The organism is Roseiconus lacunae, assembly GCF_008312935.1.
GTDB lineage: Bacteria > Planctomycetota > Planctomycetia > Pirellulales > Pirellulaceae > Stieleria > Stieleria lacunae.
In genome coordinates this window covers 311254-333939 of the sequence record NZ_VSZO01000009.1, presented here as the reverse complement: position 1 = coordinate 333939, position 22686 = coordinate 311254, and the positions used below count along the sequence as shown (strand labels likewise).

The window sequence follows — 22686 nt, the reverse complement described above, 5'->3', positions numbered from 1 at the left end:
GGGGGATCAGCCGGTCTTTAGCATCGCTTCGACTCGGCGGATCGCTTCGTCAGTCGCCAACGCTGTCGTCCCACGACCGATCTGCTTATTCGCTTCGAGCCACTGCTTGACACGTTGGGAAGCCAAGATCGCCGTGCTATGGCTGCGTCCGCCATAGTGGCCGCCGATTTCCGAATAGGGGCTGCCGGTCATTTCACGCGACAAATACATGGCCAACATCCGCGGCCCGGTCAGGCTTTTTGCTTGTGAGCCCGACTGCAACGAACGGCCTTCTAACTGGAATACCTTCTCGACCGCTTGCTCGATCGTTTGCAACGTAATCGGTACACCGGAACTTCGTAGCAAGTGTGACCCGTGCTGGCGAATCTGTTCCATCGTCGGCATCGAGCCATACATCCGCTGCAACAATGAGATCAAGTTTGCGATCCCGATCAGCAACCGACCGTCCCCGTCAACCGCTTCGGCGATTTCAGAAAGGGTTTCTTCGGGCCACGCGTCGGGGGAACTTTGGTTGGCATAGCGACGCAGCAATTCGATGCGGGTTTCGAAGTCCAGGCTGTTGACTTGGCAAACCAATCCAGACGCCAAACGCCCGCTCAATTCACCACCCAAGCCTTTGATCTCGGTGGGGGCTTTCGTTCCGGCAAATACCAGTGGCTTGCCGGCTTCGGCGAACATTTCAATCGTGTGTTGCAGCTCGCGAATCGTCGCCTTCTTGTCAACGAAGAATTGGATGTCGTCGATCAGTAGTGCACTCGCATCACGAAACCGCGACCGGAACGCCGGCAAGCTGTTGCCGTGAAGTGCTTTGATAAAATCGTTCGTGAAGTCTTCCGCCGACAGGATGATGACCTGCCGCATGCGGTGAATGGTGCGGAGCTTTTTTGCAACCGCTCCAAGCAAGTGTGACTTGCCACAGCCCGGCGGTCCCCACAGCACCAGCGGTGATGCCGTCCGAGGTGATTCGATGGTCATTTCGCATGCGGTGACGGCCAGTCGATTGCTCGGACCTGTCACAAAGTTATCCCAACTATGGTCCATCGCACGACGCATATTTTCACGCGTGGACGCCGGCATCGCCTGTGGCGCAGATGCCGCCGCGGTCGCGGGACCAGCAGACGTTTGTCGCTTCGGCGGCGGGGACGCTGAACCGGACGCGGTTTTTCGCGAGTCGATTCCGTCGGCTAAAATCGCTGCCAATGACTGCGTTTGGGGACGTCGCCGCTTGGACGCCCGGTCGTTTCGCTGAGCCTTTGTCTGTGGGCGCGATTTTGGTCGGGCCGTCCCTCGGACAGCAGAGGCGTCGAAGTCTGATGAAGCAGCCGCTGCGGTGGACTCGCTTGCCGCCTGCGCGTCTGCCTGATCGCTTGCTGGGGGGGCGGAGTCGGTTTGGTCGGCGACCGAATTGGCATCGGTGCCCACGTCTTCAAACGGCAGCCCCACCTGTTGTGTCGGTGTAGACGCGACATCGATGCGAATGTTCGTCAACGAGCCACACGCCGCCGACGCGGCAGCTCGCATTGCCGAAAGGAAGTTCTTGCTCAACCGGTCTGCCGCAAATTGTCCGCGTGCGGTCGCGATGATGCAGCCCGGAGATACTTGCGCGTTCTGGGAAGCCGCCGCCGGGGACCCAGCTGAGCTTTCAGCTGCGTTCTCGGTCGAGGGCGTTGATTCGACCGAGGGCGTTGATTCGACGTCGAACTCGACACCAGAGAACCAAATCTGATATCGCTCCGCGCCCACACGCTGCTTCAAAGCCTCCTTGAATGTGACAATGACCTCCGAGTCATTGTTGCAGCCGTGCGTTGTGGACATACCGGGAGCGCAGTCCTCCATCATGGATCATTGCGTAACGTTCGAAACCCGACCGACCATCGCGGAACCGGCAGTAACAGGGGAAACTGCGATCGCAACGTTCGGCGGAAAATTGGCCTAATGGATCGACTCGGAAAAGCAGCCAAAGCGTTGGCAAGACAAGCAGCCAACCTAGCTCCGCTGGGTGGCATCTCAGCCTCCCAAGTCAATCGATACCCTCGACGATCCACCGGAAGCGAAAATGCTATCAAATTCCCTCGGCGTTCGTTGAGTGGGCGAGATTCTAGGTTTGCTAGCACGCAAGTCAAATCGAATTGTTGATCGGCCGGCTGGGATTCGTTTCGCAGACTGATCTTCATTCGCATGAGGCAAGAATTCACGGTTGGAGACGTCATCCGGAGGTCCGTTTGGTGGACGCATTCGGCGGGGTGGCAAGGAATTCCGGTGGGTGGAAAAACTGTCGAACTTTTTCTTCCGAGAGCGAATTAGAAGTTATTGGATCGGCGTAAGTCCTTGTAATGTATCTGCTTGCGGTTTTTGGGTCGCTTCGGAACTCGCCGTCTTCACGAAATCTGCATGGACTAAAATTGTGTCTCCGAAATGTTTTGTGCGCTTGGCAAGTCGGGAAGGTTGGCCCTTCGCCGATTAACACTTCGATATTGGACAGATGTGATCCAAGTCCGGATCTTCATAGCCTCGTTGGCTTTAGGTAGGTGGATCCGGTATACTTCCGCAGGTTGTCCGAGCGGCGACATAACTCCAATCAACGAGTCAACAGATGGCGACAAAGCAACTCACCGATCGGCAGCGCCGCGTTTACGAGTTGATCCGTGAGCTGATCATCAATCGAGGCTACGGACCGACCGTTCGCGAGATCGGCGAAGCATTTGGCATCAAAAGCCCCAATGGCGTGATGTGCCACCTCCGTGCTCTGGAACGTAAAGGACTGATTCGGAGGAGTCCAAACAAGTCGCGCGCGATTGAGTTAACGGAAGGCCACGACCGTGGGCATAGTTTGCCAATGGCGGGGATGGTAGCTGCCGGAACGACCGCACTTGCGTTCGAGCAAACCGATCGCGTCGATTTTAGTGGTATGTTTTGCAAGCATGATCGATTCATCTTGCAGGTTTCCGGGGACTCGATGATCGATGCCCACATCCAAGACGGTGATTTTGTTGTCATCCAGCGGCAAGAGTCCGCTGAGCCGGGACAGATCGTCGTCGCTGAATTGCCGACCGGCGACTCAACGCTGAAGTTCTGGTACCCCGAAGAAGGACGCATTCGATTGCAACCCGCCAATCGCGAAATGGCCCCGCTGTACGTTACCGACGCGAAAATCGTTGGTGTCGCGGTAGGTGTGGTCAGAAACGGGATTTAATCGACGCGAATAAGACCGCTTGGTATCGACTCATTGGCAGCAACTTAATAGCTGAGTGCTGCCGGGACGGGGCGGTTAGACGCTTCGTTTCGAACCGTAGTGGAAGCCGCGGACGGCTCGTTGATTTGATCGAATGGAACGACTCAACGATCAGCCGACGGGCATTCACCCCGGTTGTACGGGGACGGTTTACGCGGAAGAACCGCACGCTATCGCGTTTGCGGCTGATTAAATCAACAAGACGCGGACGGATTCGGCCAGTTTCGCAACCGTGGAACTCGATTTTGGCAACGTCTCCCCAAGCCGATCGTGCTTTCGGTTAGCCGATCGGATTCCGCCGCAGGGATCGCAGGATTCGTTGGCCAGCACCATTCGGCTGACTTTCTAAATCGGGCGTCGACTATTCGTCGGAGGCTCGCATGAACGGCGTCAGAACTGGCTCGTAGTGACAGATTTCTGCATCTTCAAAGTACAGCGAAAGCTCTCGTTGTGCAGCCTCTGGGCCATCACTGGCGTGAACCAGGTTCATTTGTCGGCTGCTGCTGAAGTCACCGCGGATCGTTCCGGCTGCGGCGCTCAATCCGTTGGTCGCCCCCAGCATATCGCGGACGACTTTGATCACGTCCAGGCCTTCGATCGCCAAGGCAACGATCGGCGCCGACGTGATGAACGACTCCAGGCTAGGGTAGAACGGCTTGTCGACGTGTTCGGCATAGTGCTGCTTCGCTAATTCTGGCGTCACTTGCAGCATTTTCATCGCGATGATGTTCAATCCTTTCGCCTCAAATCGGGCGATCAATTGGCCCATCAGGCGGCGTTGGACGGCATCGGGTTTTAGCAGAACGAGGGTGCGTTGCATGAGATCACTCATCAGGGCGGCTCCGTGGCATTGATTTCCATTGTGGGCCCGAGATTATTGGTCGAGCATCGATCGGCGCGAAGCGGGGCCACGCTGGAAAACGGGCGGCATTCAATCAGTGGAATTGGCGCCCCCAGTGGTGCACCAATGGTGCCACGCATGCCAGGCGGACGATAAACTCTTGGTCGGTTTGGATTTGTCCAACAACCGCGATCGCTGCGAGGTGATCTAGCGACAAGCGTTGGACGGATGAATCAGTAGGAAGCAAGAACTTAGGATTAGGCAACTATGAGCGAAGGTGATCACGAGGAGCAGGTTTCGCGGCCGGCGACTGGGAAAAAAACTGTGAGCGAAAACAAAGAGAGCCAATCGTCGCGGAAGCGAATTTTGCTGGTTCCCTATCCGAAATTTATCTTCATGTACCCGACGTTGATCGTCTCGGTGATCGCATCGGTCGTGCTATGGCTTGGGGGATACGAGACCGTTAATCCGGCGGAAGATACCACGGCGGTCATCATGACGGGCCTATTTTTGGCTGTTTTGATGGCCAACATGTTTGTCATCGTCTTCGATTTCCCACGTGCAACATCGTTGACATTAATGTTCATCATCACATCGGTTGCGATGGGACTATGGCTGCTGTTTCTATCCAAACCCGACCTGCTTCCCGCGCTCGAGAGTTGGGCGAAAGGCATCCGTCCGGTCGCCAATTCAACATTCTTTTTATGCATGACGTTCGGCATGGGGCTGATGTACATCGCCGTTTTCGTCAGCACGCGTTTCAACTACTGGGAGCTGTCAAACAACGAGTTGCTACACCATCATGGGATGTTGAGCGATTTGAAGCGTTATCCGGCACCAAATTTGCGCGTCGACAAAGAGATTAACGACGTCTTCGAGTACGCCTTATTGGGCGCCGGCCGGTTGATTTTGCATCCGGCGACCGAAAAGCGAGCGATCGTTCTCGACAATATTCTGTTCGTCGGCACCAAAGAGGCGGAGATGACGAAGATGCTCGGTTCGATCAAAGTCAAGATTGGCAGCGACAGCAACGGCTAAGAAGTCTGGCCGTAGCGGCAGTCGGCGAGGCTTTCGATTCATCGATAGTGCTTCGTCAACAGCTCAAATAAGGATCAGTTAACTGGCGTTGATCACGGTTTCGTTGCAATGACCGGCGCTGACGCCCGCCGGCTAACGGGGCGGCCTCAAACATTTGATCGACACGGAGCGAGCGTCGCGCTTCTGGGGAGATCGACAAACCGCCGAGGCGTTTGGCAGCTGCAACGCTCAAAACGTTGCTGGGTCGAACCGAAGCTCAGGCGAGGTGCGATGGCAAAGTTGATTTCTTAAGCGACGGGATCAAGCGTTGTCGTGCAGGCGACTCGCTTGCCGCCGCTCGGCCAGCGGTTTCATCGCTTGGGAAAGCGCTTTCAATGATACCGGCATCGCGACGTCTCGATCGCCCCACTGCTGCCACCACGATGCGACGACCGAGGCAACTTCGCCATCACCGAGACGCCAAAGTTCGATTGTTTTTTGTACGGGGAGATCGTGTTGCGTGTGCAGTCCCAGGTTCTTGGCGGCCTTGAGAACAATCGGTACCGTACCCAAGTCCCAAGGCAGCAAGGATTGACGAAGCGTCCCCGATCCGAATCCTTCGGGTTGGTCGCTTTGCAGTCCGCCGGGGCCAAGCGACTGCTCAAGGTGCTGCCCAATCGCGACTTGAGTGGTCAAGTAGGCCAGCCGGATGACTTCGGTGACGACCGGATCGGGATCGGTTAGCATTGCTTCGATCCAAATACGTTTGCTGCCCGAGTCAAATCCACCATCACCACCCCGGAACGGCTGTACCAACAGGCAATCGACATTCTCCGGCCACCACTGTTCCGGCGGTGCGGAATGCCAGATTAGTTTGGCGGATTCGATGAGCAATCCAGGGCCGTACGTCTGCCAACGATCACGCAGCGGTCCGGCCCGCAGTTTGAGCTGTTCTTGAAGCTTCGGAAAACGTCCGGACAAAGCGATGCGGCAATCATCCAGTTGACTGCACAATGCCGCGGCGGTCGATTCGATTTGCAGCTCACTGCAACCGGCTGCAGACAAGGCGGCTTCACAACTGACGCGAATCGGATTGCCCGCGGCGACTTCGGCGAAAAGCGCGGACCAGAATCGCGAAACGTCGATCATCGACGATGCCAAACGCGTGTTGATCTGGCTGGTCGGGGGCGCCAGTTTTTCTTCGGTCGCCTGATCGGTGCAGCGTGCACCAGTACCGACGACGTAGGACGCGTGGATGACACTCAGTTCGTTGGCGGTTTGGAACCGCAGGTTAGACTTTTTTGCCAAGGTTTAGCCTTGCGTATTCGTGCATGTCGGATCTGCCGGACGGGGCGCGGAGTTTTTTGGGTGAGCTTGTTTTTACACGAGCACACGACACAGGCATTCTTGTGCCCGGTCAAAACCCCGTTCGACCGAAGCACCGGTCTGGAAAATGTAAGCCGAACGCTAGTGTCGAGCCCGCGCTTTCCACCCCGATGTAACGCAGGGACCGCTGCTGGCGAAGGCAGCTTGCGCATCGCCGGCCGACGTTGGTCGGGCAAGTTCTAACAGCCTGTTGATCTTCTATTGTCGCCCTTTGCTTTGTGAACGTAGCGTTCTTTCCTACAGGTATTGCGGAGCGGAAGGCGACTTTGTGAGAGACGAAACTCGCAACTCAACAGGTCGGCAAGCGTTATCCCGCATTTTCTCCGGCGGCTTTTGAATTGATTTGTGATTGAATCCAGAGTTCAAGTTCGTCAAAGTCGACCGGAGGAACCTCTGACAAGTCCGGTCGAAGTTTTACGGCATCATGCAGGTAAACGTGCCGAATTTCGGACTGCGGCTTACTGGTGTTCCAATGCATTAGGACGCGAATGCAGCGAGGTAGCGAGCGTTCGACCGAGATTTCATAGCCGCACAGCAGAGGGACCTCGCCCCATCCTAATTGACGGGCGGCGAGTGCGGGAAACTCGGCCTTGATATCTTCCGTCACGGTGAATTGGGCGCTGGCGATGTCCGCGGTGTCGATTTCATTCTGGCGGATAATCAGTGCCAACAGTTGCCGTGTTTTCAGCAAAATTTCGTCTCGGTCGTCGACGTCGACGGTGGTGGCTCCGCGAACGCCCCGGCATGCGGTCGTCATTGAATATTTCCTTTCGCTCTCGATAAGAATGCTAGTTGCTGGCGCTCCTGCTGCGTTTTAGCCGTACAAAGCGTCTCTGCAATTGCCTACTATAGCGCATCGTGGCCAAAGTCGATAACCGTGGTGACGCGAATGTATCGGCCTGCCCGGTAAGCCGAGTTTCGTGTCCGACGCCGACGCTCCCTCTTCGAGTCTGTAAGAATTCAATCGCTATGAATGCAAATCGAACGCCGCACCAAGAACGGATCATCAAGAATTATTACCGGAATCGCGATGCGATCGGTATTCAGAAGGCCCAGGAAGCGATCACGGAGTTGTACCTGAGCGAGGGGAAAAAACGCGAGACGATCTGGAAGCGTCTGTGTAGTCACCTCGAGAAGGCGGGCCTGTCTGAGAAGCAAATTCAACATTTGCGAGAAAAGGACGATCCTGCCTTGGTCGCCGAAGCGATCGCCAAGCTGTCCTGACCGCAAACCGCAGTTGAGATGCTGTCGCTGGGTTTGCCGTTTGCCGAGTGACGATGCTCGCCGGCTGATGGCAGGTAGTCGAACACTTTGCCACGACATGGCACCGAGATGGGCCAGACGTGTGCGTCATCGTTCGTGTTCGATTCCCAGCAGGCAATCCCAAAGATTGAATCCGCGTTGGATGAACGGATGCACCTTCATTCACAGCGCGGACGAAGTACGCACCGCGCAAAGGCTGAAGGCCCTGCGAGGCTTTGGTGGGTACTGATTTTCTAACGCGTCAAAGTGAACGATGGCGTAGGCTGCCGTCGTCGTGCTAGTTACGCGAGAGTTTTTCTTGTGCGCGGGCTGCTTTCAAGGCTGCGGCTTCACGCGACAGTTTGAACTCGGGACCAGCGGGGAAATACTGTACGTCGTCTTGCAGGTAGTACGGACTTGGTAAAGTTTGTCCGTTCATCGAGACCTGGCAACCGGTGGCGCCAACCAAGCAGGTGCCCGTGACGATAGCGATTGCGGTGACTCGAGTAATGCGTCCAGAAGTCTTTTTTCGGCTCATGGCTTCCGTGCCTAAGTTGGATCTGATCATGTCGGGTCCGCGGTGCGGCTTCGAATCCCGTCAGAACCGGTATCGGACGAATAACCGGCAAAGCTTAACCGCTGGCGTCGTTTTTCGCGAAAAGGCATTGCAACGCCGCCGGAATAATGTTCCGCCAGGGCATGAGTGACCGGCATCACTGTCTGGTCAGTTGAATCGGTGCGCCGGGAAACTCAATTTGCGTCCGGCGTGATCGTTTCCAGGATCGTCTGTTGTTCGTTTTCCCACTGAACGTAAAGCCGTAGATTGAGTTTCACGGTTTGGTGAATCTCCTCGGCGAGTGCCAGTAGAACACGCAAGCGATTGACGGTCGCTTCTATGACTTCGACTTGATCTTCAAGTGCTGCTATCCGTCTTCTTTGGCCAGCCTGAGCGATCCCGCTCATGCTGGAGAGTTGTTCTTTGCCCAGCTTCAGCTTGGTTTTCGCAGAGAATAGGTACGGTCGCCATTGCTCAAAGACCTGTTGCAATGATCGTAGGTCGATCGGCTGAAACGCGAACTGTGGATCGATACGTCCCGCGAATCCCATCTGCAAGGATAACTCGTCTGTCGTACGGACCCGCATCTTGACTCCGATTGCCACCATCTCGCTATCACGAGTGGTGAAGACGGCGGAGGCGGTGCCACCATTGAGTCGTGATGAGTCAAACTCTTCGATCCAAGCCCACTCGATCGTTTCGGGGGCGTCGAAGGAAAACTGTAGCCGAGTTGATTTCTCGTCCAGTCGGCCGCGAATGTCCCACACTGGATTCCACGTTTCGGGCGTGAACGCCATCGGATAAGGGGCGGTTTCGATCCGCGGTCGTAGGAAAATCGACTCGCCTTCCGCGTCGATTAATCGGGCGTGCAACAGCCGACGCGCCGCCAGTTCTGTTTTAGCAGCTTCGGCCCAGCGGAATTGACTAGGGGATGACTTTGAAAGATGCGCAACGACGGTCGCTTCGTCGGTTAGCGTGACTTCAGTGACATTACTCTGTTGCCGGAGGCTGAACTGAGGCGTTCGCGGTGATTCGATGCGAACAAAAGGCGGCGTACCGGACCCCAGACTAGCAAGTGTTTCGGTATCGCTGACCGGCGGAAGCGCGACATGGTAGCCACCCGCTGCTTCGTGATTAGGGGGCGTGGTTTTGGTGCTGGGAGCGGATGGGGGGCCAGGGGTGATGGGATCACCATCGCGACTGGGGGAGGCTTGCGGATCTGCGGAACTGTTTTCAGCAAACATCGCCTCCAAGGCATCGATATCATCGACCGTGCGCGGGGTGGTGGTGTTTGCTCGCGGGTCAAGCGAGAGATTTTCGGGCTGGGTTTGCAGGTCCTCGATCGAAATTCCATCAGGCAAGATGGTTGTTCGAGAGCTCAGGTCGACCTGACCATCCGGGGCGATTCCCGCGACCATGTCCAAGATGTCATCGGGTTCACTCGATGTTGTTTGGCGATTGGAATACAAGTTTGCCGAAGACTCTTCGATTTTCTTGCGATCTTCGGGTGAAAGTTCGGGGCGTTCGAGAGACCGTAGCTCGCTTGGATCCGGCGGTGGAAGCGGGGAAAGGACTGGCGAGTCTTGACGCAAATTCGCCGAGTCGTTTGTCGTCAACGCCGGACGCGGTGCCTTCGCCACCTGTTCTTGCCGCAGGTTTGCGATGTGGTATCCGGTGTAGACAAGCGCAAGGACGAGGACCATGCAGCCGACACCGAGGACGAGATTCCAATTGAATCTGCGATCGACTTGAACCGGTTGCAGCTTGGTCAATCGTGGGGTGAGTGCTTTGTCATGCGCGGGCTGCAGGTTTTCTTTGCCAAAGCGATCGGCAAGCGCGTCGGTAAACTGATCGACGATGATTTGTCGACGATCTTTTTCGGCGGCTGACAAACCCGCCGTTTCGGTTTCTTCGACATCGTGTCGATCGAAACGTTGTTTAAGAAGGGTTGCCGACGTTTGGCTATCGCGACGGCGAGATTCGGCGGCACGCGGGGTTACGATGGCATGGCGGAAAACTTCGCCAATCGTTTTAAAGAGATCGTCGGTTTTATCGTCAATCAATTCCCCGGTATACGGATCTTCGAAGACGATCGTTCCTTTGTCTGAGAGGAAGCAGCGGGCGAGATCCGGTTTGGGAATCGGCAATCCGCGATCATAGCGATCGCGGCAGGCGTCGACGAATTTCGTGATTAGATGATCCGCCAGTTCTTGGGGCGGAACTCCAAGTCGCATTCGCAGCGATTGGATCGATTCAAAGCCTTCGGGATGAGACGACGTCGATCCAGCCATGGCGAATTGACGGAGTTGATCGAGGTCGATCGGTTCGCTTTCTGAAGCGGACGACTTTCGACGCGACGCTTTGGCCTTTGCAGGGCCAAGGTGTCCGGACAGTTTCGTCGAAAGGGGATCCATCGGAATTCAACAACGACTGTGAGTGGTTCTTCGAACGCTAGCTCATCCACGGTGAAACATTCACGCTGCTCAGTTGTGCGCCATTGTCGGTGCTGAGGCCGCGACGATCAAACCCTCCTGGGGGCACGTCCCCCGATGGAAGGCAAAAAAAGTGACTTCGCGGCAGAATTCGCCTGAGCCGGCAAGATTTCCTGACCGCTTCTAGTGGATTTTCCCAAACGATTGGGTCCGGTCGTGCCGATACTTCCGGCTGAGGCGATTGTCTGCATGATGCCGGACGTGCCGAACGCAGGGATGCGTTGACGGTCGGCATCAGGCGGATTCGCTTCAAATCAATGTCCAGGGGGGGATACCAGGACTGCGAGTGTTCTGCGCTTCGATGACGCGCCGAGCGTTCGCGCACGATGACAGTCGGTGTCATTGCGCACGTGCTTAGTCTTCCTCCCCTTTTTATCGTCGCTCGGGAGAACTGACGCAGTAAAGCGTTGGGAATGGCTCGGGCAAACGAGCCAAATCAAAGAGGCGGCTGCGACCGCGGAGACGTTTGCGATGCACCGAATGATTCGAACCATGCTTTACAGACCATCTTCAATGCTTACTTCGCCCCGCTTCGGGACGATGCCGCGCGTCTTAGGGACTGCATTCGCAGCCGTCGTGGCGTTCGCATCGATTCTCATCGCCGGCGGCGTCCAGGCGAATGCCCAAGGGATCTCCTTGGCAAATTATGACTTACAGGGCAGCGGTTACGTTGTCCCGGCAGGAATGCCCGCAATGGGTATTCCAGGCGGCCCCGGCGGAGTCACGCCGGTTGGCTATTGTGACAGTGGTTGCGACACGATGTCGATGATGCCCGCGATGGACCGCATGGTGTGCGGTTCTTGTGGCGGCGGCGGCGGTTGTGATTGCAACGGAATTCTTGGTGGCGGCGGATTGCTTGGCAAGATGCGATCCGGCGGCGGGCCGGCTTGTTTATTCTGCCGTGGTGCCGGTTGCACGGCATGCCGCGAGACCCCATTCGGCTATGCCGGTTCGGTGCTTGCCGGGGCTGCTTCGTTGCTGAGTCCTTATAGCGAAGCGAGCTTGTGCAACCAGCGTTGGTACGACGTCAGCCTGGAGGGAATGTTCCTGAGCCGCGAGATCGATGGCGGTGTACCGGGCGTGATCGCTACCGACGGAGTCAACGGTACCCCGGCACTCACCCTTGATGACGTCGGCGAGGACGATTTGGAAGGTGGAGTGCGGGCTTCGGTCGCGTTTCTCTGGGGCCCCGGTGGAAACATCGAAGGTGTTTACATGGGCGGCAACGAGTGGAGCGGCACCGCATCGGCGACCTCCGGCACCGACAGCCTGTATTCCTTTATCAGCGACTATGGGGTAACACCCAATAACGGCTATGACGACACCGATCGGTCGAGCGTTCAAAGCTTGGTTTCGCGAAGTGCGTTCCACTCGGCAGAACTGAACTATCGACGCCGAGCGATGTTCCCTTACTGCCGCTTCCAAAGCTCGTGGTTGTTCGGCCTGCGATACGTCCGCTACGACGACTCGCTGTTGTACTCGACGTCGGTCAACGGTGACCCCACCCGATTCTTCGAAAGCGACACGAGTTCGAAGAACCACTTGTTCGGTCCCCAGGTCGGATTCGATTTCTGGTGGAACGTTTGCTCGGGAATCTCCGTCGGAGTCGGATCGAAAACCGCTTGGGTTCAAAACGATATCGACCGTCGGACTTATGTGCGATCCAATTCGCTAGGAATCGGAGCCACCCCGGGCAGTGCAACGGTTTCGGATTTCGACCAAGACACCACGTTCATGGCCGACTTCGAACTGAAGATGATCTATCGCCTGACCTACTCGCTGGCCGTGCGTTCGTCGTACTATGTTCTTGCGGTGGACGACATCGTCTACGGCGGACTCGATCAGGCGGCGATCACCAATATCTTTAACACGACCAACGTTGATCGATCGTTCGTCTACGACGACTTGGTCTTACAAGGTTTCACCGTCGGTGCCGAGTACACCTGGTAACGGACCATTTCGATCGCGATCGCATGGCGGTCGACATACAAACGATAAAAACCCCGGCCGAACGATCGGCCGGGGTTTTTTTATTGATGATCAATTGTTAACGGCACCAGCGGGGGCCGGAGTTTCAATCGATGCTATTTGGCACTTAGGTCGACGGCGACAATCTCCTTGTCGTTCCGCACGTAGGCAGTTTGATTGGCATACGCCGGGTGGCTCCATACGACCGGCCGACCGAACGCTTCGCCGGTCGGTTCGAGGACATGCATGCGACCATGCTCTTTGTATTCCTTGGCCGTCAAACTGGCGACGATCAAGTCACCGTTTTCGCTCATCACCAGATAGCGATCGGAATCGCCAAGCTGGGTTAGGAATGCGGTTCCGTGCTTGATGAAGCGGCGTTCGCCTGGTTTGGTTGCTTCAAACGTTGTCCACAGACGGTCGCCATTTTTCGCGTCGACGGCAACTAAGTCGCCTTGATTACAGTCCGTTCCGTAGATCACGCCGTCTTCGAAAATGCCGGGCGCGTTGCTGCAATGAACAGCATTCTTCGCGCCCCCGCGCCACAGTTCTTTTGCGGTCGGCGAGTCCGTTCCGAGTTCGATCAAAACCGCTTCGGTGTGAATCGAGCTGACAAACATTTTGTTGCCATCGATTACCGGAACGGCAACGGACATTTCATAGGATGGGCTGACGGGAATGTCCCAAAATTTCTTGCCCGTCGATGGTTCCAGACTGGTCAATCCCTCGGGGTGAAAGACGATCAGTTGAGTCGTGCCGCCGGCTTCGATATTAATCGGCGCGCAGTAACCCGCCGGGACGTCCAATGCTTTCCAACGAACGTTTCCAGTCTTCTTATCAAACGCCACGATCCCTTGACCATGACCGCCGACCATCGTGAATAGTAGATCGTCATGGACGAGCGGATGTGCCGAAAATCCCCAAATCGGCACGTCGGCACCAAAGTCTTTTGTGAACTCGCGCTTCCAAACCACGCTTCCGTCATCGATGTCCAGGCAACTCAGATCGCCTTCGGCACCGAGGAAATACACTCGATCGCCGTCGACCGTCGGCGTCGCCCGGGGACCCGAGGGGTAGCTGATTTCATAGGGTCGGTTGTAGGCGTATTCCCAGAGGACATCGCCACTGTTTTCGTCCAACGCGAGCAGGCGTTCTTTGCCCTTTAGCTTGGCACGTTGCCCCGGATTGTTGAACGATTCGCCGGCACTTGTCACGTAGTCGGGGACAAACACTTTCCCATTGGCGACCGCCGGGCCCGCATAGCCAGCGGCGATCGGATGACGCCACTTGATGGGGAGCCCATCATCAGGAATCGAGTCCACGATTCCCGATTCTCGATACACACCGTCACGTTGGGCGCCCATCCACCCAGGCCACTCGTCGGCCGATAACGTCGTCGGCTGCGTCACCGAAATCGCAGCCGAAATCAGAAGTCCGGTCGCACTAATCTTGGCAATTCCAGGCTTGCGGGGATGGGTCGCGAAGAAACGATCAAATTTCATCAGTCACGCACTCGTGTCGTTGGAGGGGATCGATCGGATTGTTGATTCAGCATAGGTGATCGAACGAGCGGCGAAAATCAGGCGACAGTCTCATCACAAGTTCGAACCTGGCAAACGTTCAATGCCAGCAAAGATACCGCATCGAAACGATTGTCCATTTTGATCAAATGACGATTACTTCCGCCGAACCGTCAGTGCGTGCAGAGATCGCGGCGGCAGGGTCCGGACCGGCTGAGGGAGGAAATCCGGCGCCAGGATTTCTCCGCCCCGGTGACTTAGTGACGAAAGGACGGATCCGTCCATTGGTGTTCGCCGCGGTTTCGAAGCAATCGCCGAGGCGAACGTCCGTCCGCTGACGAGGTCGGTACCCTCGCGCAACGGCTCGCGGTCGGGGAATGACCAACGAATGGTTTGCCGCGCAATCGCGGTTTTCGAATTGCTCTTCCGATGGGACACCGTCATTTCTAAACTTGTTCGATCGCTGCCACGGACGAATAAGCGTCAGCGAATCTTCACAAAAGTCACACATCCAAGGATGAATCGATGTTTCGCACTCTCGTGATTCTGGGAGCACTCGCTTGCTGTGCATTTGTAGCCGGTTGGTTCACCATCGATCGGAATGAGAAAGAAACGACAATTCGTTTCAACCGGGATGAAATACGCGAAGACGCGTCACGAGCGATCGCCAAAGGCAAGGAACTACTGGAAGCCCATCAAAATTCCCACGATCAAGCCGAGGGCGAGTCGCCGAATTTTGTCGACCAAGGGCAAGTCCCCGAGGGCTACTTGCCTCCGGCCGGGACGGTACAGCCGAGCTACCCGCAGGCCTATCCACAAACTTACCCACCGGCGCCTCCTGTCGGTGGCAATCAGCAGGCGACTCGCCCGATCCCACCCTGGGAATTGCCCCAGAGTGGACAACCCGGTGGCGCCCGCCAGTTCTAATCGTTGCACCGAACAAGGCTTTGATCGAACAAGGCTTTGATCGAACAAGGCTTTGACCGAACAAGGCTTTGACCGCTCGGGCGTTTGGGTGACGGCGGTTTGGCTTATCCGGCTGACTTGCGACGTCGATTCCGATTCGGCGGGGCGACTTCCGACGGGAGCGTTTCCGGCGGAGTGGATGTCGGCGAAAGGCGATCGGCTGTCTTTTTCTTTTTGAACAAAATCGTCTTCACGGTGCAGGCGAGCAGGATGGCGATCATCACAAGTCCTGTGTATGAGCAAGCCGGTTTGGGAGGAAAAAAGATCCGCTCGTTCTCGCACGCGAGGGAGGGTACCCGTTTGAGAACGAGCGGATCTGGCAGTGGTTCCGAATCAAAGTGCGCGCCAGCAGGATGGACAAGACTGGCTTGATTCGTCGTGTTTACCGAAAGCGTCTTCGAAGCCTGGTCTAACGCAATTGCGAGTCGTCCTGAGTTCCACGACTACGGGCAACCTCAGCGACGTCTTCAATGCGATCGTTCATGTCATCGATCACGCTTTGGGCCACGTCGACCCACTGCAATAATGTGGCACCGACCTGGGCGAGCTGTTCGTCGCTGAAAGCCTCCGCAGGACTTTCGCTCTCTGAACGCTCGGCGGCCTCGGCTCGTGCCAACAACTTCGCTCCGCTACCCGCCTTGGGAATGGCCGGGGCAGGTGCCGCTGGCCAGGCTTGGGCCAACCGATCGGCAAGTTGGGAAGCAACTCCATCACCGCTCACCACCAGCGATGCGAGTTCGCTTCCGACCCTGCGGGGGCGAAGACTTTGGCGGACGACTTGCTGCAATTGGGCAGCTTCGTCGGCCTTGCTGATCAATACGTCAAGCCAGCATTCTGGCGATCCAGCCCAGTAGCCTGGGGCAGCGGCGGGGCTCGATTCGATGGCGTTGACGGTGGTGTTTTCTGCGACGACTTCCTTGTCAGTCGTCATCGTTTCCGATTCGGGGGGAATTTTTTCGGCTTCGTTAATCGCCGTTGTGTTCACGGCCACGGTGTCTGTCGACGGGGTTGGCAGTAAACGCCGTTGCCAGGACGGAACGGCGCGATCCGCTTTGGGGCTCCAGCCGGCATCACATTGCTCGGCAAACGAACGGAAGCACAGCGGTTGGCGTTGCGGCGAAGGCAACATGTCTGACCAAACCAATACGGGCGTGGCATGCTCATCGGCAGTTGGTTCGGTCAAGTCTTTGACCGGAGCTGCCGCCACGCGGTCTTCTTTCGCCAAATCGTAGGACGCATAAGTATCTTCGATGGTGAAGATCATCGGGCCGCTGCCGATATGCGACCGTGCGTCCGAGCCATCGAGGTCATCGATCGATGCCAAGTCGGTTCCGTCGGCTAGCTGACTGACAACTGCGGAGTCGTCCTCCACATCGTCATTGAGGGCAAGTACGTCGATCGTTTCGTCAGCGACTTCGAAGTTATCTGTCGCGCCGGGAAGACCTTCAATGAACACACGGAAGTCCTGGTCGCTAAGCGTCGTGACGAACGCTTTCGTTTGATCGATCCAAGCGGCTATCGCGGCGACTTGAGCATCGGTTGAAACAATCGAACGCTTCGCTTCACCCTGCGTCGCGACACTTTCTGTTTTGACAACCGCCGGCTGCCACAACGATTCGGCCGGCTTGGCAAACGGGCCGACCATCGCAAACGGCTCGGTCCAGTGCGTGAATGCGATCGGATTGCCCGCCGAAGCAGCGGCCGCGATCGCCGCGACGGTGGAATTGAAGTCGGCCGCCGTCCTCGAACCACGGTTGGTTTTTGCGGGCGGGTTGGGAGTTACCGCGAGTTCGTCATTTGATTCGTTGACAGCGATCGCTGCTTTCGGATCTTGGTCTTGTAATGTCCCGGCGAGCCATTGTTCGTAGTTACACGTGTTGATGAATAGCTCTTCGCCGATCGTGATGGAAAGAAACTGCGGAACCGGCGGCTCGGCGTTGGGACGAATCGTGTTTGATTTGCGGTGGGCTTTTGCGAGTGGATTGGGGCTGGGATTGGAGGAGGGTGATGAGGTCTCGTGCGAGAGGTCGTCGACCCAGCCGCAAAGGGCGCCGCTATCGTGGGTATCTTCGGCTTGGAGGCGGCCGTGATTGAAGGTCACCGCGGTAGACGCCGTCACTAAACAAAACAGTGCGAAGCGTCGAAGCTTTTTGCGGATTGCGTTTTTTATGGTCATCGTGACGTTACTCCTTCCAGGACTTTACCGCAGCGATGCTGTTTGAAGACTTCGGTGTCTTCAAATGAGGCGTCGGAGGATTGGGTGCACACGACGGCTGATCAATACTTCAGAGCCACGGCCGGGGCCGAGTTCCATCCCTCTGAACAATCCATCAAACCGCAGACGTGCAGACGCGTTCGGTTCTGCTCGCGGAGTCCTTTCCTTTGTAAACGTGTAGTTGGCGAGTTGTTGGTAGGTGGGTCATCGATTCACAGTGGATTCACCGTGGAATCGAGTTTGTCCCACATCCGATGTGAACTTGATCGTTGACATCGTCACTCAGGTGACTCAGCCAGGGCGTTCGGCAAGACGCCTGTTTGCGGGACAGAAGCAGGTATCGGAAACTTTGACGGCTGGGCTCTCCGGTTGGGTCAGTAAAAAAATGACATTGTGCGAAAGGGCATACGGTTGCGCCGACAGATCGCATCGAATCAAATGCGATCCGGAGTAACCTGAATTCGCTGTAGTGTTCAAGTGAATCGTTAAAGAGATCCCCCTAACCCGGTGTAGTGAACTCTGTGTCACTAGCGTTTCGTCTTGATGCGTTGCGAAAGTGATGACCGTTACCGAATCTGCGAAGGCATGCGTGCTCTGACCCATTCGGGTTTCGCCGTTCGCCGTATCGCGTTAGCCGCCGACGAGCCGTTAATACCGGAGCAGACGCTCGTCCGCTGATGTTTCACAATCGAGACCAAGCACCAGCTGCGGACCATCAAAACGATCAGCGAGAAAATCTTTCAACATTGAACTGTCCCTCGGCGAGTCCGTGGCGGGCCGTCATCGGTTTGGTGATCGCAGTGACTTGGTGAAGTCATGCTGACAGGAGAAAGTCGCGATCGCGAATCGATCCACTGGGAAATCCTTGATCGTGAGTTGGACAATGCCTATCGTTGTTTCAGTTGGCCGCTTGATCGGCTGACAAGACGCCGCGGTGGTGACTGCGGCTAAAGGAATCTGAGGCCATGGCAGCAACGTTGTTGCTTTCTGCGTAGGAGCGCAAGACGGGCGATCGGGATCGGCTAGGAGAATCGAACTGGACTCGGCTTATTAACACGAGGCTGATGTGTTCGGAACGATTGGCTTGATCGGTGCAACCGTAACGGGACGCATCAATCACCAGCGATCCCGCCATTTAATATGGTTTCCCGTCGGACGGTTTTTTGACCGGGCATCTTTTGTGACCTATATTCGCTTGACCGCTCGTTCTGGGTGTCTAGCGCGGTCACATTTCGCCGGCAGTTTTGTCGACGATCTTCGTCCCTCCTTCCAGACACCAGCACGAGCCCCATCAGCATGCCACTATTCGCACGGGTCGGTTTGTCACGTTTGGCTTGTAATCCATTCGTCTCAAGAAAAGTTCTGCGCCGCGACACGTCCTCTCGGGCATTGTTGCGTTCGAAGCTGCTTCTCACCGGTGCGGCACTGCTCGGCGGTTTCGTTACGAATGCGGATGCACAGCAATCAAGCGTTCAACCGTTGCCCGCCGCGGTGGAATCGGCAAAGCAAATCGAATCCGATCCGCTTAACGATGTGCTTGACCATGGGGCTTCGCTAGAGGTCAAACGCCAATGGAATGAAGCGATTCGGCATTATGAAAAAGCCTTTCGCGATTTCCCGAATTCACGGCAAGTCTATCAGCGGCTGATCATCTGCCGCTTGCACGCCGACGTGAACCGTCGCTATCGCGACCGAAGTTTCGTCGGTTCGGTGCACCACATGACCGCCGCGCAGGCACTCGATCTTTATAGTGAGATCCTTGCGAATTTAGAAACACACTATGTGGAACATGTTGACTGGTCGCGGATCTTCTTGCATGGGACAGCCGCGCTCGAAATCGCGCTGACCGAACAGCGATATTTAGATGATGTGTTGCCAAACGCAGATCTAGAAAAAGTCCACCAGTTTCAGCAAAGCGTTCACCGCCGAATTTCAACCCGCCCGACAAATGGCCGGCATGATTTGCGAGCCGCCGTCGCGGCGGTCGCCGAACTGGCGCGCACGGAGATTGGGCTCAGTCCAACCGCGGTTGTTTTGGAATATGTTAGCGGAGCCGTTTCGACGCTCGATCCATACACGCGTTTGCTTTCCGGCGATCAACTCGATGACATGTTTTCGAACATCGAGGGTAACTTTGTCGGTCTGGGTGTTGAGCTGCGTCCAAGCACGGACGCCCTGGAAATCCTTTCGGTGATTCCCAATGGTCCCGCCGAAGAAGCCGGATTGAAAGCAGGCGATCGAATCGTCCGCGTCGAGCAGGCTGACACACGGACCGGAAAACCCGAAATCGCGGCCGACTTGCTGCGAGGTCCCGAGAACTCATTCGTTTCCATCACCATCGCATCCGCCGATGGTCATGAACGAGATCTTCGCGTTGCCCGTCGTCGCGTCGAAGTGCCTTGTGTCGAAAACGTTCACTTGTGTGATCCGGTCAATGGTGTTGGGTACCTGCGGCTAACCAACTTTCAGAAAACGACACCACGCGACGTGGAACAAGCGATTTGGACGTTGCAACAACAGGGGATGCGATCGCTGATCATGGACCTTCGTGGCAATCCCGGTGGGTTGCTGTCGGCGGCCGTCGACATTGCCGATCGATTCCTCAGCCAAGGCCGAATCGTGACCACTCGTGGACGTAACTCACGCGAGAACTTTGACTACGTCGCTCACCGATCGAAGACCCTCAGCTTTCCACTGGCCGTTTTGATCGACGGCGACAGTGCCAGCGCCAGCGAGATTTTTGCCGGTGCGGTATCGGATTCAGGACGCGGCGTGATTGTCGGCCAGCGAAGTTATGGCAAAGGAAGCGTGCAAGGGATCTTCCGGATGCAGTCGGCGAAGTTTGGGCTGTGTCTGACGACGGCGAAATTTTACTCGCCTAGCGGGACCGCGATCAGCCAACGCGGCGTCTACCCTGATGTGATTGTCGATTCAAAGTACATCGCCGCTCGTCCAAACGATGACGGCAAAATCACCAGTGACATTGAAGACGAAGTCCTCCAACAAGCCATCGGCCAACTCTCCGGTCAGAACCCACTGATCAGCCAACGAACACGATAATCACGATAATGCAGCCAACCGGGCGATTGCTTCGTTCGAAGCAATCGTCGGTGTTCGACGGCTCGCCGATCGCATTTGCTTAAGTTGGAAAGTTGCCGATTTCTTGCGTGATACTCACTGATTCTCAATGATCGACTTTAAGCGATCGATGCGAGTGGCCCGAAGCTTGACGGCGAGCGTGCGTTGCGACGGCGGGCAACGATCGCAGATGCGATTGCGTGTTTCAGAAAAGATTTGCTCGGTCGGTTCGCTGATCGACCAGTGACGATCGATGAAAACGTAGTACTCGCTCAATAGCCGCAGTTGACTCAAGCATACCGACCAGTAGGAACCGTCGGGCCGCGATCCCGATTGATCGAAATCGTTTCTGCCTAGATGATTTGCGATCGCATACAGTCGCTCGCAGTCGCTTGCGATCCGTCGAACATCGCGTCGTAAGGTTTGATTGACACCGTTTGAATCTTCGCGTCCCCAAATCAGGAAAGTAGATCGACTTTCATCGGGTTGCAATCGAGCCATCGTCAATGCCACGGTGACAGATTCTGCCAGGTCGAACACGCGATCGCATTGATCGACATCAAGTGAATCTCTCGGAAGTTGAGTGATCCAACGAAGAACCATCCTGGCTTCATCGCACCTTCCGTCGACTCCGGTGTAGCCACGTTCTCCTTGGTGAGCAAAGTCTCGAAGTCGTAGCAGCGTCGCGTCGATGGTAATTTCAGAATTGTTGCGCCGCAATTGATTGCGTTGCAGCGCCGTGTTTACAAACCAATCAATGCCAGGACCGTCCGGAACTGCCGATTCGTATTCTCGCAGAATATGCAGGATGCGTTGGCTGCCGGGCAATTCCGGTTGATCGGCGATTTGAACCAAGGAGCTTTTCATCATCGACATGAAATGCCGGGCCGTTTCAGCCTGGTCTTCTCGTAAATTTTTAGCCGCATAGGCGCTGACGGTTGTTTGAAGTGGGTATCCCGACTGTTTACCGCGCAATTCCTTAAGGTCGTCGATCGCGATCGCAGCGGCTGTATAGGGCTTTGCACCCTCAATGGCTCGACGATAGTTGAAATCGTCAACACCCAAATTCCATTTTCCGGTTTCACCATCGACCGTCGAATCGACGTGATGGAAAATTTCGTGGTGAAGCGTGAGAGCTAACTGTCCGTCTGAATAAAATGCCGCGGCCAGTGCGTCGGTTCCGTTGTAGATCCCGTAGTAGCGATAGCCACCGACCTGCCGATCAAATTCCCTCCAGTCGTCCGACGTCCGCTTCGAAGCGCAGACTGCGAAGACGCCGATCGTGGTGAGTCCCATTTCAGCGAAGTAACCCGGTGGGTACAGCTTCGCTTCTTCTAAGCAGATCTCGACTGCGCGAAGTCGATTTTCCATTGCGAGCGGTTTAAGGATGTCGTGATATCGGCCCGGCGGTAGGTCGTCGCGACTGAACACGACCTCGGCGCCGGTATAGTCGGCGAACTGTTGACGGCATTTTTGAATCGTGGCGTCATCGGCGCAGGCTTCGTGAGCGATTGATTCAGCCGCTATAAACAGAAGCAGAACGACACCCCACTGAAACATTCGATAGGGCATCGTAGAAGGACACATCGGATACTCCTTGCCGTTCGGTGCGATTCGAAAAGACGATTGTTTTCGTTGTTGGCATTCGATTGTAACCCAGACGCAGCAGGCAGTCGTATTGCTCGAGTGCCACCGACTCGGTGCGACATCAACGCTTGTGACGTCGGAGCTGGGGCGTAGTAAGATTGAGATCACTGGGCCGTATCGCCGAGCCAGCTAGTGCTTCGTTCGATTTGACATACGCGTTCGAGTCATCAGCCGACGGGCGTTAGACCCGGTTATTGCAACGAAACAGTGGCTAACGCCATGCGGCTAATTCTAAAATCGAGTCGGAACGAAGCACTGGGCTGCCGATGGAAACGGGCTGCCGAAGAATTCGGGCCCTACGGGATACCCCGCCAACCTGCTGTTTGTCGATTCGCTACAATCGATGGTGTTCAGTTTAAGCGAATCGTTTGTCCCCTGCCGGGGTTTAACCGATTGCAGTGGGGGCGATGATGCCGCGTTCGTCATCCACTGACCCGGAGGGCGACCTGGCGGGGGGAGACATCGCCCAAGCGTGATGTCCGCTAAAAAACTAACTGTGGCAGCTTCGAGGTCTGACGAAACAAGG

General features: G+C 56.1%; 18 protein-coding genes. 8 read left to right on the top strand and 10 right to left on the bottom strand.

What is annotated here, in order from left to right; genetic code table 11:
- Positions 1-6 precede the first annotated feature (6 nt).
- Entirely contained in the window at positions 7-1815 is a 1809-nt protein-coding gene (locus FYC48_RS13940; RefSeq protein WP_160149516.1) for a DnaA/Hda family protein, read from the bottom strand.
- A 778-nt stretch (positions 1816-2593) separates the two neighbouring features.
- Between FYC48_RS13940 and lexA the strand changes: the two genes are divergently transcribed.
- Positions 2594-3193, top strand: a complete 600-nt coding sequence (gene lexA, locus FYC48_RS13935) for a transcriptional repressor LexA (RefSeq protein ID WP_149497310.1) — start codon at positions 2594-2596, stop codon at positions 3191-3193.
- A 400-nt stretch (positions 3194-3593) separates the two neighbouring features.
- Here the strand turns inward: lexA and ndk are convergent, their stop codons facing one another.
- Positions 3594-4052 carry a nucleoside-diphosphate kinase gene (gene ndk / locus FYC48_RS13930; RefSeq protein WP_149497382.1) on the bottom strand — a complete coding sequence of 153 codons (459 nt, stop codon included), beginning with the start codon at positions 4050-4052 and terminating at the stop codon, positions 3594-3596.
- 288 nt (positions 4053-4340) lie between these two features.
- Here ndk and FYC48_RS13925 point away from each other — a divergent pair, with 288 nt between their 5' ends.
- The gene (locus tag FYC48_RS13925; RefSeq protein ID WP_200836603.1) at positions 4341-5111 is read left to right on the top strand and encodes a hypothetical protein; all 771 of its coding nucleotides are present in this window, start codon (positions 4341-4343) and stop codon (positions 5109-5111) included.
- Positions 5112-5411: 300 nt separating this feature from the next.
- Here FYC48_RS13925 and FYC48_RS13920 read toward each other — a convergent pair whose 3' ends face one another.
- Entirely contained in the window at positions 5412-6398 is a 987-nt protein-coding gene (locus tag FYC48_RS13920; RefSeq protein WP_149497308.1) for a hypothetical protein, read from the bottom strand.
- A gap of 385 nt (positions 6399-6783) precedes the next feature.
- Positions 6784-7233: a chorismate mutase gene (aroH, locus tag FYC48_RS13915; RefSeq protein WP_149497307.1), complete on the bottom strand. Its 450-nt coding sequence runs from the start codon at positions 7231-7233 to the stop codon at positions 6784-6786.
- A gap of 212 nt (positions 7234-7445) precedes the next feature.
- Here aroH and FYC48_RS13910 point away from each other — a divergent pair, with 212 nt between their 5' ends.
- Entirely contained in the window at positions 7446-7700 is a 255-nt protein-coding gene (locus FYC48_RS13910; RefSeq protein ID WP_149497306.1) for a hypothetical protein, read from the top strand.
- Positions 7701-8016: 316 nt separating this feature from the next.
- Here FYC48_RS13910 and FYC48_RS13905 read toward each other — a convergent pair whose 3' ends face one another.
- The gene (locus FYC48_RS13905) at positions 8017-8256 is read right to left on the bottom strand and encodes a hypothetical protein (RefSeq protein WP_149497305.1); all 240 of its coding nucleotides are present in this window, start codon (positions 8254-8256) and stop codon (positions 8017-8019) included.
- Between the two features lie 212 nt (positions 8257-8468).
- On the bottom strand, positions 8469-10688 hold the full coding sequence (locus FYC48_RS13900) for a hypothetical protein (RefSeq protein WP_149497304.1): 2220 nt from the start codon (positions 10686-10688) through the stop codon (positions 8469-8471).
- Between the two features lie 591 nt (positions 10689-11279).
- Here FYC48_RS13900 and FYC48_RS13895 point away from each other — a divergent pair.
- Positions 11280-12716, top strand: coding sequence for a BBP7 family outer membrane beta-barrel protein (locus FYC48_RS13895; protein WP_160149515.1), 1437 nt, complete (start codon positions 11280-11282; stop codon positions 12714-12716).
- Positions 12717-12850: 134 nt separating this feature from the next.
- Here the strand turns inward: FYC48_RS13895 and FYC48_RS13890 are convergent, their stop codons facing one another.
- Positions 12851-14236 carry a PQQ-binding-like beta-propeller repeat protein gene (locus FYC48_RS13890; RefSeq protein ID WP_315853776.1) on the bottom strand — a complete coding sequence of 462 codons (1386 nt, stop codon included), beginning with the start codon at positions 14234-14236 and terminating at the stop codon, positions 12851-12853.
- Positions 14237-14779: 543 nt separating this feature from the next.
- Here FYC48_RS13890 and FYC48_RS13885 point away from each other — a divergent pair.
- Positions 14780-15181 (top strand): hypothetical protein, encoded by a 402-nt coding sequence (locus FYC48_RS13885; RefSeq protein ID WP_149497302.1) that lies wholly within the window; start codon positions 14780-14782, stop codon positions 15179-15181.
- Between the two features lie 104 nt (positions 15182-15285).
- Here FYC48_RS13885 and FYC48_RS27795 read toward each other — a convergent pair whose 3' ends face one another.
- Positions 15286-15441 (bottom strand): hypothetical protein, encoded by a 156-nt coding sequence (locus tag FYC48_RS27795; protein ID WP_160149514.1) that lies wholly within the window; start codon positions 15439-15441, stop codon positions 15286-15288.
- A 188-nt stretch (positions 15442-15629) separates the two neighbouring features.
- A complete protein-coding gene (locus tag FYC48_RS13880) occupies positions 15630-17396 on the bottom strand; it encodes a hypothetical protein (RefSeq protein WP_149497301.1) in 1767 nt (588 codons plus the stop codon).
- Positions 17397-17978: 582 nt separating this feature from the next.
- Between FYC48_RS13880 and FYC48_RS28635 the strand changes: the two genes are divergently transcribed.
- The 3 genes from FYC48_RS28635 (at position 17979) to FYC48_RS13875 (ending at position 20495) form a co-directional block, all read left to right on the top strand.
- The gene (locus FYC48_RS28635; protein WP_261345069.1) at positions 17979-18113 is read left to right on the top strand and encodes a hypothetical protein; all 135 of its coding nucleotides are present in this window, start codon (positions 17979-17981) and stop codon (positions 18111-18113) included.
- Positions 18114-18251: 138 nt separating this feature from the next.
- On the top strand, positions 18252-18386 hold the full coding sequence (locus FYC48_RS28630) for a hypothetical protein (RefSeq protein ID WP_261345068.1): 135 nt from the start codon (positions 18252-18254) through the stop codon (positions 18384-18386).
- A 345-nt stretch (positions 18387-18731) separates the two neighbouring features.
- Positions 18732-20495 carry a S41 family peptidase gene (locus tag FYC48_RS13875; protein ID WP_149497300.1) on the top strand — a complete coding sequence of 588 codons (1764 nt, stop codon included), beginning with the start codon at positions 18732-18734 and terminating at the stop codon, positions 20493-20495.
- A gap of 114 nt (positions 20496-20609) precedes the next feature.
- On the opposite strand, the gene FYC48_RS13870 is transcribed toward FYC48_RS13875, so the two are convergent.
- Positions 20610-22100, bottom strand: a complete 1491-nt coding sequence (locus FYC48_RS13870) for a hypothetical protein (protein WP_149497299.1) — start codon at positions 22098-22100, stop codon at positions 20610-20612.
- Positions 22101-22686: the final 586 nt, after the last annotated feature.